This is a genomic window from Bradyrhizobium sp. USDA 4341 (genome assembly GCF_054063755.1).
The window spans coordinates 385,713-398,998 of the sequence record NZ_JBSSGO010000002.1 but is presented as its reverse complement, the minus strand read 5'-3'; the positions used below and the strand labels follow the sequence as shown (position 1 = coordinate 398,998).

Genomic DNA, 13,286 nt, shown 5'->3' with positions numbered 1-13,286 from the left:
CATGGAACACGGGTTCCCCGTACGCAATTCGCCGCCGGCCATTCGCGATTTCGCTTCCCTCAGTGCCCGAACACCACGGCGTGCATGATCCGCCCGGGCATGAAGGTGAACAGGCCGGCAATCACCAGCGCGCCGAAGAAAATGCCGATCATCGTGAACTTGTGGCGGCGGACATTGTGGCTCCGCGCGGCCGTCACGCCGAGCACCAGCATGACCAGCGAGAAGATCGACAGCAGGTGAATCGGGCTCCACGGGCCCACCAGCTGGATCTGATGGATCCAGAACGAGCTCCCGGCAACGACCAGCATCAGGATCACCCAGATCCAGCCCAGTGTCCGGTGCGGTAGCGTGCCCTTCGGTGCGGCGAGCTGGATGGAGCCGAGCACGAAGGCCGCCATCGCGGCAAAGGCATGGAGCGGGATCGCAGGCGCAGCGTCGAGCAATGGCGCGAGGCTCATGATGGCAGCCCTCGAGTGAAGCTCACGGCCAGACGTCGCTCGCCGCAGGCCAATGTAAATATCATTCACATTGGCCTGTGTCAAAGTCTGGGGAACTTGCGCTGGTTCCCGTCAGATAAGCACGCTCTGGCGATAGGTTAGATAGTTATCCTCATAATTCACATGAGAAAATTATGGCGGCAAATCATAGCGCCACTCCGGGAAATGACCTTCACGGAAACGCCGACCGACGGAATAGTAGAAGCTTCGGCCAACCCGTTGCCCAGAAAGCGCTGCTTCCGTACCTATTCCGGCCAACCTCGCGCAAAGATGCCCGCACTCAAGTTGGCTTCGACAGCACATGACCAACGTCCTATTCGTCTGCAGTGCTAACCGCCTGCGCAGTCCCACTGCAGAGCAGGTCTTTTCAACGTGGCCTGGCGTCGAGACGGACTCGGCTGGCATCTCGTCCGGCGCAAGCGTCCTGCTGTCCTCCGAACAGATCGATTGGGCCGACATCATTTTTGTGATGGAGAAGACCCATCGCAACAAGCTCAGGAGCCGGTTTCGGTCTCACCTAAACAACAAGCGCGTCATCTGTCTCGACATTCCCGACGACTATGAGTTCATGGATCCGGTCTTGGTCCGGATGCTTGAAAATCGTGTCGGTCGCTTCCTTGCTCAGGCCGCACCGACCACACGAGACGAGCCTGACGAGCGCGCCCCGTAGGCCGTTTTGCGAAACGAGCATCAGAACGGGATGTCGTCGTCCATGTCGCTGTTGCGGCTGCCGCCGCCGGCGGCGACCGCACGGCGCGGCGCCGAGCTGACCGGACCGGACGAGCCGAAATCGCTGCCGCCGCCATCATCGGCGAAGCTGCCGCCTCCGCCGCTCCGCCCGTCGAGCATGGTGAGGTTGGAGTTGAAGCCCTGCAGCACGACCTCGGTCGAGTACTTCTCGACGCCGCTCTGGTCGGTCCATTTGCGGGTCTGCAACTGACCCTCGATGTACACCTTGGCGCCCTTCTTCAGATACTGCTCGGCGACCTTGCAGAGGCCCTCGTTGAAGATCACGACGCGGTGCCACTCGGTCTTTTCCTTGCGCTCGCCGGTGCCCTTGTCGCGCCAGGTTTCCGAGGTAGCGATGGAAAGATTGGCGATCGGACGGCCGTCCTGTGTCCGCCGGATTTCCGGATCCTTGCCGAGGTTTCCAACCAGGATCACCTTGTTCACGCTTCCTGCCATCGCATCATCTCCACTCAAAAACCGGGCGCCGGACATCGGCCGCCACTCTCAACCATCGCCACTTACTTGCAGGCGTCGCGAATGACCTATACGGCCGGTGCCGGCTCGTTGCCCTCGCCGTCGCGCGGTTATCCACGATTATCGAGATATAGCACCACAGCCGACACTGTTCCAGTTTTGTTCGCCACAACCAGCCGTAGAAGCGGCCGATGGCGATGGCGCGCCGCCGATTTCGGTCTTAGCCACCAGGGGGCTCCGGAACCTTACGAAAGTGCAAGTTAAATCAATACCTTACCTTGTCGACGCTTCTTCCGCGAGTGTTGCATTTGGGAGACGGCGCTTCCGGTTGAATCAGGGTATAGGTACCAGCCATCAGACGGGCGCTCGCGTCTGAGATCGCGCTTCGGGACCGTTGGAAGCCGATTGGGAAGCTGGGGGTTTGATTGTGAAGAAGTTTTTGCTCGCTACGGTTGCCCTGATTGCGTTCGCTGCGCCGGCCGCGGCCGCCGATCTCGCCGCGCGCCCCTACACCAAGGCGCCGCCGCCGATGATTGCCGCCGTCTATGACTGGAGCGGCTTCTACATCGGCGCCAACGGCGGCTGGGGCTCGAGCCACAATTGCTGGGACCAGGTCCCGGGCGGCATCCTGCTCGGCTCGGATGGTTGCCATGATGCGACCGGCGGCGTTGCCGGTGGTCAGATCGGCTATCGCTGGCAGTCGGGCACCTGGGTGTTCGGCCTCGAAGCGCAGGGCGACTGGGCTGACCTGAAGGGCAGCAACAACAGCGCGATCTTCCCGGGCCTGTTCACCAACCAGAGCAAGATCGACGCGTTCGGCCTGTTCACCGGCCAGATCGGCTACGCCGTCAACAACGTGCTGCTGTACGCCAAGGGCGGCGCGGCGTTGACCGACAACCGCTTCAGCACCTACTTCACGCCGACCGGCGTGCTTGCCGGCCGCGCGAGCGACACCCGCTGGGGCGGCACCATCGGCGCCGGCATCGAAGTCGGCTTCGCGCCGAACTGGACCGCCGGTGTCGAATACGACCACCTGTTCATGCAGGACAAGACCTACAACCTCACCACCCCGACCGGCGCGCTGTTCAGCAGCATCCGCGATCGCCAGGACGTCGACCTCGTCACCGTCCGCGTGAACTACAAGTGGGGCGGCCCGGTGGTTCCGCGCTACTGATCGCGCGACACGGATTTGATCCAGACGAAAGGCCGGCTTCGCGCCGGCCTTTTTGTTTGCGTGGTCGGTTTGCGCAGCCGAGCGCACTGGACCAGCGCCACAAATCAAACGTGGTCGAACACAAGCGCCGGCCTTGCGCTTCTTTGCTGCGAGCAAGCGCACGCCTCGCGCCGGCCATTTTCCGTGCATTGTGGTTTCACGGATACACAACTTCCAAGATTTCTATGTAGAAACACCTGATCGTCACACGACACTGCTGTGACGTTCCCTTCAATGTTTGAAGGGACAACAAGAAAATGGGACTGGGACTTTGAAAATCAGGAATGTTTTGCTGGCATCGGCCGGCATGTTTGCCCTCAGCGCAATTGCACCGGCAATGGCCGCCGATATGGCAGCCCGCGCGCCTTACGTGAAGGCTCCGCCGCCGGCCGCGATCTACAACTGGACCGGCTTCTACATCGGCGGCTTCGGTGGCTATGCCAGCGAGGAGTCCGGCAATCCGAAGATGGAAGGCGGCTTCGCCGGCGGCACCATCGGCTACAACTGGCAGACCAGCAACATCGTGTACGGCCTCGAGGCCGACGGCGCGTGGGCTGACGTCGACGCTTCGGCCAGCACGCTCGGCGTCACCGTGAAGAGCAAGGTCGACGCGCTCGGCACCGTGCGCGGCCGCATCGGCTTCGCCGTCGACAAGGTGCTGTTCTACGGCACCGGCGGCTACGCCTGGGTCGACAACAAGATCAGCGTCAGCGCGCTAGGCGTGACCGCTTCGCAGAGCAACTTCCACTCCGGCTGGACCGTCGGCGCCGGCATCGAGGCGTTCATCGCGCCGCAGTGGTCGGTCAAGGGCGAGTATCTGTATCGCAGCCTCGGCAGCGAGACCTACTTCGGCGTGCCTTCCCCCGACCTCAACCTGCACAGCGTCCAGTTCGGCGTGAACTATCACTTCGGCGGCCCGATCGTCGCCAAGTACTAAGCCAAGTACTGAGATCGATCTGCGATCAGATCCACGGAAAGGCCGGCCTCGCGCCGGCCTTTTTGCGTCAGAGCGGTTTCGAGCGAAGTGGATCCGGTTCGCGTAAAGAAAACGCGTCGAAAAGGCTCCAGCGGAACCGGGCCCTGCTGACGGCTGCTGCCAACAGGCAAACTATCCGTTGATGGATGCGACTCAGCACTGGAAATTGTCGGCCGTTCTTCCTACGTTCCAGTCTTCTCACCCATCGGCGCAAGGTCCCGGCAGCACCGGCGATGCGCGCCCAAAAGGCGCCCGATCATGCGCCCGGAAATGTCGCTATGGATGAAGTGCTCAAGGCGAAGCGCCAACAGACCGCCGGCTCCTCATCGCGCGCCATCACGATCCGCGGCGCGCGCGAACACAATCTGAAGAACATCGACGTCGAGATTCCGCGCGACAAGCTCGTGGTGTTCACCGGCCTGTCCGGCTCCGGCAAGTCATCGCTCGCATTCGACACCATCTACGCCGAGGGCCAGCGCCGCTACGTCGAGTCGCTGTCGGCCTACGCGCGCCAGTTCCTCGAGATGATGCAGAAGCCGGATGTCGACCAGATCGACGGCCTGTCGCCGGCGATCTCGATCGAGCAGAAGACGACGTCGAAGAACCCGCGCTCCACCGTCGGCACCGTCACCGAGATCTACGACTATATGCGCCTGTTGTGGGCGCGCGTCGGCGTGCCGTATTCGCCGGCCACGGGGCTACCGATCGAGAGCCAGATCGTCTCGCAGATGGTCGACCGCGTGCTGGCGCTGCCGGAAGGCACCCGCCTCTATCTGCTGGCGCCGGTCGTGCGCGGCCGCAAGGGCGAGTACAAGAAGGAGCTCGCCGAGTACCTCAAGAAGGGTTTTCAGCGCGTCAAGATCGACGGCACCTTCCATGAGCTGTCCGAGGCGCCCGCGCTCGACAAGAAATTCCCGCACGACATCGACGTCGTGGTCGACCGCATCGTGGTGCGCCCCGACCTCTCCCAGCGCCTCGCGGAAAGTTTTGAGACTGCGCTGAAGCTCGCCGAGGGCCTCGCCGTGATCGAATACGCCGACGCGCCGGCGGCGGCACCGGCTGAGGACAAGAAGAAGACCGCAAAAATCCACGACAAGAGCGGGCCCGAGCGCATCCTGTTCTCGGAGAAGTTCGCCTGCCCGGTCTCCGGCTTCACGATCCCCGAGATCGAGCCCAGGCTCTTTTCGTTCAACAACCCCTATGGCGCCTGCCCGGCGTGCGGCGGCCTCGGCGTCGAGCAGCATATCGACGAGGACCTGGTCATCCCCGACAAGGAGCTGACCTTGCGCAAGGGCGCGATCGCGCCGTGGGCGAAATCGTCCTCGCCCTATTACATCCAGACCCTGACCGCGCTCGGCAAGCACTACAAGTTCACGCTCGACACCAAGTGGAAGGACCTGACCAAGAAGGTGCAGGCCGCGCTGCTGCACGGCTCCGGCGACGACGAGATCAAGTTCTCCTATGAGGACGGCGTCCGCTCCTACGACACCAAGAAGCCCTTCGAGGGCGTCGTCACCAACATCAACCGCCGCTACCGCGAAACCGAGAGCGAATGGGCGCGCGAGGAGCTCGGCAAGTATTTCTCCGACGTACCCTGCGCCGGCTGCAACGGTTATCGGCTGAAGCCCGAGGCGCTGTGCGTCAAGATCGGCGGCAAGCACATCGGCGAGATCTCCGAGCTCTCGGTCAGGCGCGCCGGCGAATGGTTCGAGACCGTGCCGGAAGCGCTGAATGCGCAGCAGAACGAGATCGCGACGCGCATCCTGAAAGAAATCCGCGAGCGCCTGACCTTCCTGCTCGACGTCGGCCTGAACTATCTGACGCTGTCGCGTTCGTCAGGCACGCTGTCCGGCGGCGAGAGCCAGCGCATCCGCCTGGCCTCGCAGATCGGCTCGGGGCTGACCGGCGTGCTCTACGTGCTCGACGAGCCGTCGATCGGCCTGCACCAGCGCGACAACGCCCGCCTGCTCGACACGCTGAAGCGGCTCCGCGACCTCGGCAATACCGTGGTCGTGGTCGAGCATGACGAGGACGCGATCCGGCTTGCCGACTATGTGCTCGATATCGGCCCTGGCGCCGGCATGCACGGCGGCCACATCGTTGCCGAGGGCACCCCCGACCAGATCATGCGCAACCCGAAATCGCTGACCGGCAAGTACCTCACCGGCGAGCTTTCGGTGCCCGTGCCCGACCGGCGGCCGCCGAACCACCGGCGCACCATCAAGGTCATCAACGCCCGCGGCAACAATCTGAAGAACGTCTCGGCCGAGATCCCGCTCGGCCTGTTCACCTGCGTGACGGGCGTCTCCGGCGGCGGCAAGTCGACCCTGCTGATCGACACGCTCTACAAGTCGATCGCGCGCAAGCTGAACAATGCCAGCGAAGGCGCGGCCCCGCACGACCGCATCGAGGGCCTCGAGCACATCGACAAGATCATCGACATCGACCAGTCGCCGATCGGCCGCACGCCGCGTTCCAACCCCGCGACCTATACCGGTGCCTTCACGCCGATCCGCGAATGGTTCGCCGGCCTCCCCGAGGCGAAGGCGCGCGGTTACGAGCCCGGGCGCTTCTCCTTCAACGTCAAGGGCGGCCGCTGCGAGGCCTGCCAGGGCGACGGCGTCATCAAGATCGAGATGCACTTCCTGCCCGACGTCTACGTTACCTGCGACACCTGCAAGGGCAAGCGCTACAACCGCGAGACGCTTGAGGTGCTGTTCAAGGGCAAGAGCATCGCCGACGTGCTCGACATGACGGTCGAGGAAGCCGCCGAGTTCTTCAAGGCGGTGCCGCGCGTGCGCGAGACGTTCCAGACCCTGCACCGCGTCGGCCTCGACTACATCCATGTCGGCCAGCAGGCCACCACGCTGTCCGGCGGCGAGGCCCAGCGCGTCAAACTGGCCAAGGAGCTGTCAAAGCGCGCCACCGGCCGCACGCTCTACATCCTGGACGAGCCGACCACCGGCCTGCACTTCCATGACGTCGCAAAACTTCTGGAGGTGCTGCACGAGCTGGTAGCCCAGGGCAACACGGTCGTGGTGATCGAGCACAATCTCGAGGTCATCAAGACCGCCGACTGGGTGATCGACCTCGGCCCCGAAGGCGGCGACGGCGGCGGCGAGATCGTCGCCTGGGGCCCGCCCGAGGACATCGTCAAGGCGCCGAGGAGTTACACCGGCAAGTTTCTGGCGCCGGTGCTGAAGAAGGCGAACAGCAAGCCGCGGAAGAGCTCAGCGAGCGAGGCGGCGGAGTAGCAGGAGTGCCTCTGTACACATATGTCGCGAGCTACAGAGGGTCGACGTGTGCCGTGCAGGGCAGCTACAGCAACTACAAGGGCTTTGCACCACAGGCGCTTGCGCAGATTCCGGATGGTGCGCTTCCAGGGCTAACCCCAGCCAAACGAAAAGACCTGGCCAAAGCTTGGGGCGAATGGGAGCAGGTGCCGGAATTATCGCGGGTGTGGCGGATCAGCTTTAAGGTGGGCGACCACGAGATGATCGTGTACGCGGTCGAAACTAGATCCTAGCCCGGCTCACGTCCTATGTTCCGCCCAACGAGAATTGTTAGCAAGTAGCCCGGATGAGTTCGTAGGGTGGATTAGCGAAGCGTAATCCACCGATCCCTTTGCGAAATTGCGGCGGGTTACGCCTAGGGCTAACCCGCCCTACGCGCTATCTCAATTCCCACGGCAGGTAGCTATCTGCCAGACGTTTGCCCAGGAATCCCGGACCGTCGCTCGTCTGTCGCCATAAGGCGTATCCGCAGGCGTCTCGATCGATTCAGCGCCCGCCGCAATCGCCCGCCGATAAGTCTCGTCCGCGTTCTCAACGTAGACATAGAGAAAGGCCGGCATTGCCTCGCGGACGCCTCCGCCGTCGCTGATCAGGATGATCGAGTCTCCGATGCGAATTTCCGTTGGTGCTCCGGACCGAACTTCGCCCTCCGCACCGAAGACGTCTGTCAAGAACTCGGCCAAGCCGGCGAGATCGTGCGAGACAATTCGCGGTATAACGGAAGGCCACCCGACGGGCTTGAATTGAGTCATGGGTCTGCTTTTGCCTAGGCCACGACGATGCGTCGTGGATCAGAGCGGTAGCCCGGATGAGCGAAGCGATATCCGGGGGCCTTCTCGTAGTCGTCGACCTCTGTCCCGCATGTCGCTTCGCTCATGCGGGCTACAACAACCGCCACTCACCAGCGCGCTACACCGCCCAATAATTCGGGTGCGTGTAGGCGTGCGAGCGGTCGCCCCAGTCGAATTCGTCGCCGTCGAACTCGGACGGGCCGGTGCGCAGATCGTCCAGCGTCACCTCGGCCTCGAAGGCCTGGCGCGCGGGATCGAATTTCAAGGCAGTCCACCGGACCGGATAATGGTGGTGACTGCTGAGCACGCCGCCGGTCTTGATCACGGCGTAAGCCACCGTTCCGCTCACCTTGTCGAGCATCAGCCGCTCGATCGATCCGAGTTTTGAGCCATCGCGCCCGAACACGCAGACATGCTCGACGCGGTCGCTGGGTACCAAGGTGTGATGCATGGCATCCTCCCTGTGTTTCCTCGTATTTGCCCGACAATATATGCCTGCCGCGCTGGTGAGCCAATGGGTCGCAGCTCGGCGACAGGCCGTGAGGCGGATTGGCCCTATGCGTCCTTCCGAGTCAACGAGTTGCACGAACGCCGGTGACATGCTCCTCGCAACGACGACGAAGGGAGCCCCCGACAAAGGCTATCGTCGCGACCGCGGGCATCTGCACTATTTCGGAATATTAGAAACGTATCACCGATTTGCCCGACGCGTCAAGTCGCTTTTCCGGGTGCCGGCGGCCACCTGCTCCTTTGCATGGGGTTGTTTTCGATATTTTGGGACGCGTAGCTTTGCTCCGTCGCTTCAGTGCACGCACCTTCCGCCTACTCCGTGCGCCTGAGGAACGCCCCGAACGCCCGTGGGCCGTCGCCGACCTTGACCTCGCCGATCACCTTCAGCTCGGCGGCATCGATCACGCTGAGCGTATTGCTCTCCCAGTTCGCGACCACGATGCGCTTGCCGTCGGCCGTTGCCTCGATGCCTTCGGGGTAATCGCCGACCGTGATCCGCTTCACCGGCTGCAAGGTTGCGAGGTCGAACACGCTGACCTTGCCGTCATACTGGTCGGTGACGAAGCCGCGGCCCTGCGCCAGCGCCACCGCATAGGGACGCAGGCCGACATGGGCGCGACCGATCTCGCGCGCGGTCGCGATGTCGATCACGGAGACGTCGTTGGAGCCGACATTGGCAGTGTAGGCGCGCTTGCCTTCGGCATCGATGGTGACGCCGAACGGACGGGTCCCGACCTTCACGATCCCTCTCCGCTCGTGCGCGGAAATGTCTGTTATCGACACGCTGTCGTCGTCGCGATCGGCCGAGAGCAGCAGCCGCCCGTCCGGCGTCACGGCAAGCCCGGACGGCGATGCGCCGACCGCAAGACTTGCGACGACCCGCTGCTCCCTGACATCGATCACCCGCACCGCGGCAGCGTACCAGTCGGCGACATAGACCGTCGCGCCGTCGGGGGCCACCGCGATGCCGAGCGGGCCGCCGCCGACCTCGATCCGGCCGACCACCTTGCGCGCCGACGCGTCGACCACCGTGACCGCCTTGGCATCCGGGCTGGTCACAAAGGCGAAGCGGCCGTCATTGCTGACGGCAACGCCCGCGGGCTTGCCGCCGATCGCGATGGTCGCGACCGGATTCGAGGTCGCGAGATCGACCACCGTCAGATCGTCGCTGAGCTGGTTGGTGACAAACGCCTCCTCGGCGCGCGCGCCATTGAAGCCGGCGAGCAGCGCCAGCAGCGCGATCGCGCGCATGCTCAGGGATCCCGCACAAACGACTCGATCAACGTCATTGCGAGCGAAGCGAAGCAATCCACAGCTCCGCAGAACGGAAGCATGGATTGCTTCGTCGCTGACGCTCCTCGCAATGACGGACCGGTATAGGTTCACGCCCTCTCAGCTTCCGCTCTCGATCTTCTTCTTCAGCGCCGCCAGCCCGCCCCTGTAGAGCTCGCTCACCGCCTTCACCGCGGCCTCGTCGTTCAGCTCCGGCGGCGGATCGTTGTTCGGAAAGCCGCGATAGAACGCGCCGGCCCATTCCAGCTTCGCTTTGCCGCCCGGCGCCGGCGACACCGACAGCGTCGAGGAGTAGTTGGTGACCGGCAGCACCTTCACGTCGACCGCCGTGATCCGGTACGAATAGCTCATCATCTCGGGCTCGTATTTGTAGAGCTCCTCGTCGATGGTAATGCCGGGCGCCAGTGTCAGCCGCCGCGTGGCGCCGATCTCGTTGCCCTTCTCGCCATCGGTCTTGGCGACACCGGCAAGCCAGCTCATGTCCTGGAAATTGCCGATCACCGCCCACACCTTGGCCTGCGGCGCATCGATCTCGATGGATTCGCGCACCTTCTGGCGGGTCGGCCCATGGGCCCAGGCGGCCCCCAATACGGCCAATGCCGCCACCACGACGCCAACCTTCGCGATCGTCGATCTCATCCTTGGTCTCTCCCGATGTCCGTCGGTCATGCGCCGCCTGGCGCATGCCGCAGTTTATGGTTCGAGGTTCTAGACTAGATCGGGGGCCGGCTTCTTGCACCAGAGCGAAGTCGCCGCCGACGGGCTTCCTCGGGAGGCAAGTCAGCCGGGATCGGCGTCAATCCGCGATCGCCGCCTCGACGAACCCCTTCGGGTCGTCGCAGAACTCCCGCATCAGCCGGTAGTGATCGGTCTCCCGCAGCCTGACCGGCTCGAGCCCGTATTTGCTCAGCCGCAGCAGCGTCGCGTCGGGATAGGCCATCAGAACCGGCGCATGCGTCGCCATGATCACCTGGCAGTGGCCGGTGCCGTTCATCCGGTGCAGCAGCTTGAGGAATTCGATCTGCCGTGACGGCGACAGCGCGGATTCCGGCTCGTCGAAAATGAAGATGCCCTGCCGCTGGCAGCGCTCCTCGAAGAAGCGCAGGAAACCCTCACCGTGGGAATGCGACAGGAAGTCCGGCGGCAGCCCGCCGGCGTCCTGCGCTGCCTCGTCCAGATACCTTGCCACCGAGAAGAAGCTCTCGGCGCGGAAGAACCAGCCGTTGGTGATCTTGGGCAGCCAGCTCGCGCGCAGCGCTGACGCCAGCGAGCCGCCCATTTTCTCCAGCGCACGACCATGGTCGACCGGCCGATAGCCCTTGCCGCCGCCGGCATCGTCATAGCCGGCCATCACGGCGATGCCCTCGAGCAGCGTCGACTTGCCGGTGCCGTTCTCGCCGACGATGATGGTGATCGCCTTGTCGAAGCTGAGTTCGAATTCGTCGCGCAGCAGCGGCAGCACGAACGGATATGCGTTGCGATCAGGAATGCGCCCGGGATCGAGCCAGAGGCGCCTCAGATACGGCGCCGGCATGTTGATCGGGCGATGTCGTCGTCTGGCCATTCGTCCTGCTTCCGGCACGCCGCGGCGGCGCCAACCACGATCCCGGATCGAGGCGAACCCGTCAAGAACGCAACGAGAACAAGCGGACTAGGCTGGCGCGCACGTCTGCGCACAATGCTAGGTTCAACTTCCGCGCATACGACGCGGAATCAGCAAGCTTGTTGGGATTCCCGAAATGACAACCTCGCCTCCAGAAGGGTTCAAGCTCCTGCCGAGCCGCCCAGGGTTCATCGACCATAATGGCCCCTACTACTGGCGCGAGACCGGTGACGCCGCGCCTGAATGGGGCTTTCAGAGCGACGACCGGCACGGCAATCCCTACGGCTATATTCATGGCGGGGCGATCCTCGGCTTTCTCGATACCGCCCTTGGCAGCGCCGTGTTCATGGCAACGAAACGCAAATGCGCGACCGTTTCGCTGGACACCCGCTTCGTCGGCGGCGCCGCGCCTGGTCCATGGATCATCGGCCGCACGACCGTGAAAAAGGTGACGCGGACCTTCGCCTTCGTCGATGCTGAAGCCTTCGCCGGCGACAGGCTGCTGGTGACGGCCGCAGCGGTCTTCCGCGTCTTCGATGAATGAGCGGATGCCAAGCCGCAGCTACATGCTGTTCCGCAAGGCGATCCTCACCGAGCAGCAAGTGGTCTGCAGCTATGATGATCGGTCGCGCGAGCTCTGCCCGCATATCATCGGCCACAACAAGAGCGGTGAAGAGGTCGTGCTGGCGTGGCAGTTCGCCGGCGAGAGTTCGGGCAAGCTGCCGCAATGGCGCTGCCTGCGGCTTGCCCAGGTCAGCGCGATCAGCTTGCGCAAGGGCCACTGGCACGAGGGCGCCTCGCACCGCACCGAGCAGACCTGTGTCAGCGCGATCGACCTCGACATCAACATCCATGTCCGCAAGCGCAGATGAACCCGGCGCGTCGCGGTCGCATCAGATAAACTTTCCGGGCTTGGCCATGAACTGATCAATAGCGGTCTTCAGTTTGCCCTCCAGCTCGCTTTGACCGCTCCAGAACAGCGTCGGCACGTCGAACACGTCGAACGGCAGCTTGGTTCCCGCGTAAGCCGTCTGGATGACGGCCTTGCCGCTGGCGCGCGCGAAGCCCAACTCGTAGAAGACATTCGGACGTGCTCCGCTGACCTCGGCGATGACAAAGGCCCGCACGCCGAATGCCGGCAAAGATCGCCGGAACGATACGTTCATTGCTGTCGAGATGGTTGTCGACCTTGACCGCCGAGAAGCCCTTCTCGCGGCAGACCCGGCCGAATGTCGCGTAGGCGTCCGTCAGGTGCGGAACGTTCTCGAACGACATCACGACGAACACTTCGGTCGACAGGATCGCGCGTTCGGCCAGCGTCACCACCTCGGCCGCGTACTGCTCGACTACCTCGTCGTTCTCGTCGGTCATGAAGCGGTTCAAGGCCTGGTAATCCTCGCGCGAAAGGTTCGAGACCCCTCGTCGCTCGAACGACGCCAGTTCGTCGACATGGATGTCCGTCGCCGCGCCGCCGAATGTCGCGACCGCCAGGATCGGCTTGTTCGCGAACCGGCCCCAGCTTGCGGCGTGCTGCGTCCCGTCCCAGCCGCCGATGATGATCATCGCGTCACATTCATGCACCGGCTCGGGAAACGCGAATCCGCGCGGGACCTGGGACCAGTCGCCGAGCTGCGACCGCGTGATCTCGCCGATTCTGTGGATCGGCGTCGTAGTGCGGGTGACCCAGGAATGGATCACCTTGTTCGGATCCAGCCTCCTGGATTGCGCAGCGGCTGAGGCGGCTTGCGCAACGACGAGATCGAGCTGCGTACGGCAACCACCGAGCAGCGCATGGCCTCTCAGGACCGTCTGTCGACCAAGCGCTTCGGCGAAGCGCCTGCGCATCGGCCCTGTCTCATCCTTCTCGTACAGACCGCCCGCCACCAGCAATTTGGCCATGGTCTCTT

General features: G+C 63.6%; 15 protein-coding genes. 7 read left to right on the top strand and 8 right to left on the bottom strand.

The window, feature by feature from the left end:
- Positions 1-59 precede the first annotated feature (59 nt).
- Entirely contained in the window at positions 60-458 is a 399-nt protein-coding gene (locus ACVIGB_RS07625; protein WP_456723180.1) for a DUF2306 domain-containing protein, read from the bottom strand.
- A gap of 340 nt (positions 459-798) precedes the next feature.
- On the opposite strand from ACVIGB_RS07625, the gene ACVIGB_RS07620 reads away from it, so the two are divergent.
- Positions 799-1,167: a low molecular weight protein tyrosine phosphatase family protein gene (locus tag ACVIGB_RS07620; protein ID WP_456723181.1), complete on the top strand. Its 369-nt coding sequence runs from the start codon at positions 799-801 to the stop codon at positions 1,165-1,167.
- Between the two features lie 20 nt (positions 1,168-1,187).
- Here the strand turns inward: ACVIGB_RS07620 and ACVIGB_RS07615 are convergent, their stop codons facing one another.
- Entirely contained in the window at positions 1,188-1,682 is a 495-nt protein-coding gene (locus tag ACVIGB_RS07615; protein WP_092114064.1) for a single-stranded DNA-binding protein, read from the bottom strand.
- 445 nt (positions 1,683-2,127) lie between these two features.
- Between ACVIGB_RS07615 and ACVIGB_RS07610 the strand changes: the two genes are divergently transcribed.
- The 4 genes from ACVIGB_RS07610 (at position 2,128) to ACVIGB_RS07595 (ending at position 7,415) form a co-directional block, all read left to right on the top strand.
- Positions 2,128-2,874, top strand: coding sequence for an outer membrane protein (locus tag ACVIGB_RS07610; protein WP_456723182.1), 747 nt, complete (start codon positions 2,128-2,130; stop codon positions 2,872-2,874).
- Positions 2,875-3,190: 316 nt separating this feature from the next.
- Entirely contained in the window at positions 3,191-3,850 is a 660-nt protein-coding gene (locus ACVIGB_RS07605) for an outer membrane protein (RefSeq protein ID WP_456725221.1), read from the top strand.
- 317 nt (positions 3,851-4,167) lie between these two features.
- On the top strand, positions 4,168-7,143 hold the full coding sequence (gene uvrA, locus ACVIGB_RS07600; protein WP_092114062.1) for an excinuclease ABC subunit UvrA: 2,976 nt from the start codon (positions 4,168-4,170) through the stop codon (positions 7,141-7,143).
- 53 nt (positions 7,144-7,196) lie between these two features.
- A complete protein-coding gene (locus tag ACVIGB_RS07595) occupies positions 7,197-7,415 on the top strand; it encodes a hypothetical protein (RefSeq protein ID WP_456723183.1) in 219 nt (72 codons plus the stop codon).
- Between the two features lie 150 nt (positions 7,416-7,565).
- Here the strand turns inward: ACVIGB_RS07595 and ACVIGB_RS07590 are convergent, their stop codons facing one another.
- The 5 genes from ACVIGB_RS07590 to ACVIGB_RS07570 all read right to left on the bottom strand — a co-directional run bounded on the left by ACVIGB_RS07590 (position 7,566) and on the right by ACVIGB_RS07570 (position 11,340).
- Positions 7,566-7,934: a VOC family protein gene (locus ACVIGB_RS07590; RefSeq protein WP_456723184.1), complete on the bottom strand. Its 369-nt coding sequence runs from the start codon at positions 7,932-7,934 to the stop codon at positions 7,566-7,568.
- Between the two features lie 157 nt (positions 7,935-8,091).
- Positions 8,092-8,424 carry a PRC-barrel domain-containing protein gene (locus ACVIGB_RS07585; protein WP_092114058.1) on the bottom strand — a complete coding sequence of 111 codons (333 nt, stop codon included), beginning with the start codon at positions 8,422-8,424 and terminating at the stop codon, positions 8,092-8,094.
- Positions 8,425-8,795: 371 nt separating this feature from the next.
- A complete protein-coding gene (locus ACVIGB_RS07580; protein ID WP_456723185.1) occupies positions 8,796-9,734 on the bottom strand; it encodes a YVTN family beta-propeller repeat protein in 939 nt (312 codons plus the stop codon).
- A gap of 141 nt (positions 9,735-9,875) precedes the next feature.
- Positions 9,876-10,415 carry an SRPBCC family protein gene (locus ACVIGB_RS07575; protein WP_456723186.1) on the bottom strand — a complete coding sequence of 180 codons (540 nt, stop codon included), beginning with the start codon at positions 10,413-10,415 and terminating at the stop codon, positions 9,876-9,878.
- Between the two features lie 157 nt (positions 10,416-10,572).
- Positions 10,573-11,340, bottom strand: coding sequence for an AAA family ATPase (locus ACVIGB_RS07570; RefSeq protein WP_456723187.1), 768 nt, complete (start codon positions 11,338-11,340; stop codon positions 10,573-10,575).
- 175 nt (positions 11,341-11,515) lie between these two features.
- Between ACVIGB_RS07570 and ACVIGB_RS07565 the strand changes: the two genes are divergently transcribed.
- Both ACVIGB_RS07565 and ACVIGB_RS07560 read left to right on the top strand, forming a co-directional pair.
- The gene (locus tag ACVIGB_RS07565) at positions 11,516-11,923 is read left to right on the top strand and encodes a PaaI family thioesterase (RefSeq protein ID WP_207839703.1); all 408 of its coding nucleotides are present in this window, start codon (positions 11,516-11,518) and stop codon (positions 11,921-11,923) included.
- A gap of 4 nt (positions 11,924-11,927) precedes the next feature.
- Positions 11,928-12,251, top strand: a complete 324-nt coding sequence (locus tag ACVIGB_RS07560; RefSeq protein ID WP_456723188.1) for a hypothetical protein — start codon at positions 11,928-11,930, stop codon at positions 12,249-12,251.
- Between the two features lie 55 nt (positions 12,252-12,306).
- Here ACVIGB_RS07560 and ACVIGB_RS07555 read toward each other — a convergent pair whose 3' ends face one another.
- Positions 12,307-13,278, bottom strand: a complete 972-nt coding sequence (locus ACVIGB_RS07555) for a hypothetical protein (protein WP_456749124.1) — start codon at positions 13,276-13,278, stop codon at positions 12,307-12,309.
- Between the last annotated feature and the right edge of the window lie 8 nt (positions 13,279-13,286).